The organism is Candidatus Frankia alpina (assembly GCF_902806485.1).
Classification (GTDB): domain Bacteria; phylum Actinomycetota; class Actinomycetes; order Frankiales; family Frankiaceae; genus Frankia; species Frankia alpina.
In genome coordinates this window covers 1-1,652 of the sequence record NZ_CADCWT010000447.1, presented here as the reverse complement: position 1 = coordinate 1,652, position 1,652 = coordinate 1, and the positions used below count along the sequence as shown (strand labels likewise).

The window sequence follows — 1,652 nt, the reverse complement described above, 5'->3', positions numbered from 1 at the left end:
TGACGATATTCTTAGCGAAGATCAAGGATTGATGCATGGTCGGAGTAACGTAGTCGCGTATGGATGGGGTCCCGATGGAATCAAATTGGGACGTATGGGAGCAGTTACCTTTTCGGGTGCTGCCGAAAATGCCCGTAAGCTGCGGCAGAATAGGCCGTTTTGGGCCACGAAATTTCCTGTAGGCGTAGATCCAATAGCATTTCCCGCTGTAGCGGAACCCGGCGATTCTGGCGGTGGCGTATTTTACCGTAACTCTCTGGCTGGAATTATTCAAGGCGATATGGATTTTTCGTTTCCCAGGTCGACTGGTCCAACCCCCTCCGAACGCTGGGTTGTTGCTTCCACTGTAGTTCCGATATGGCCGTACAGGTCGTGGATCATCGAGAATATTTTTGGAGACGGCAATAGAACTGGGGACCGTGGTAGCTTCACCAGGACCAAGGCAGAGGCCAATTTGCCTGGGCTTTCGACCTCGGCCACCAAGGTAGATGAGAAGGTTGCGAATAATTGGCTACCTGACATTCATGGTGCTGGAGAACCGATGATATTGCCACCACAGGATGGCATCTGTGATCCTGATGATAAGCAGTGCCTTTTTCCTCCGCCGGCGTGGGAGCCGGCATATCTGGCAGGGTCGAGGCTTGCCCCGGGTACGGGGCTGGTCAGGTGTGCTACCGCCTTTGTTAAGAACTGTTCCTTTGGTGGCACCCCCTATTCGGCGGGAGCGGATGCGCAGCTACAGTTGGGCACGGCCGACCCAGGCCGAGAAGTGATGGCTTGGTGTAAGACCACCGCGGCACCCATGAACGGCCCACCTCACCCTGTCTTGCGGGTTAGCTTTACCGACGCCGATCCCCACGAAGTTCCGCTCGGGTACGGCTGGTGGGATGTGACCCCGGACCAGCTCACTACGGTCTCGGCTGGCGGCGCCTCGGTTCCAATTGACATGACCCCTTTCGCTACCTGCGGTCCTAATACCACCGATCCTCCGGGTGCAATTGACTGCCGCAAGGTCACCCTAAAATCTACCGCGACCAATCAATATGTATCTGCGGAGTGGGATCGTCTGGATCTAGGCCGGCTGGCTGCCAAGGGGCAGTACCTCACTGCCGACGCATTCACTGCCTGCTATTATAATCCCGGATATTATACCCTTTTTTCTTGGGCAAACAGGAAATATGTAACAGCAGAGCTTGGCGACTCTTCTGGAACGCTACAAGCTAAGGCTAGTGAAGTTGGTGCTTGGGAGAAATTTACGATTCATTCTTCTCCCTCTTCCTTCTTCGGGATCCAGTCGCAGGCTAACGGTAAATATGTCACCAGCAACCTCCTGGATGTCCTGAGTGCCAGCATCGACAACCCTGGACCTCGGGAGTCCTGGGACATCCAGAGTGAGCCGCGCATCCATCCAGGCCAGCCGGTGAACTATGTGGCACTGGGAGACTCCTACTCGTCGGGACAAGGCGCCGGCGACTACGACCCTGCAAGTAAGGACTGTAAGCGGAGTGCCAACGCCTACCCGCAGCGCTGGGTCAAAGATTTCTCGCTAGAACCAGTAACAAAATTTACCTTCGTTGCCTGTGCCAATGCAACAACTGCAGATGTCGAATCCGAACAGCTCAACTCGCTTGGTCCGGAAACGACGATGGTAA

The 1,652-nt window shown here is 55.0% G+C and carries 1 protein-coding gene; it reads left to right on the top strand.

The features are described from left to right. Positions 1-889 precede the first annotated feature (889 nt). The coding region (locus G6R25_RS29350; RefSeq protein WP_473246932.1) for a fascin domain-containing protein at positions 890-1,652 on the top strand (763 nt) is incomplete at its 3' end.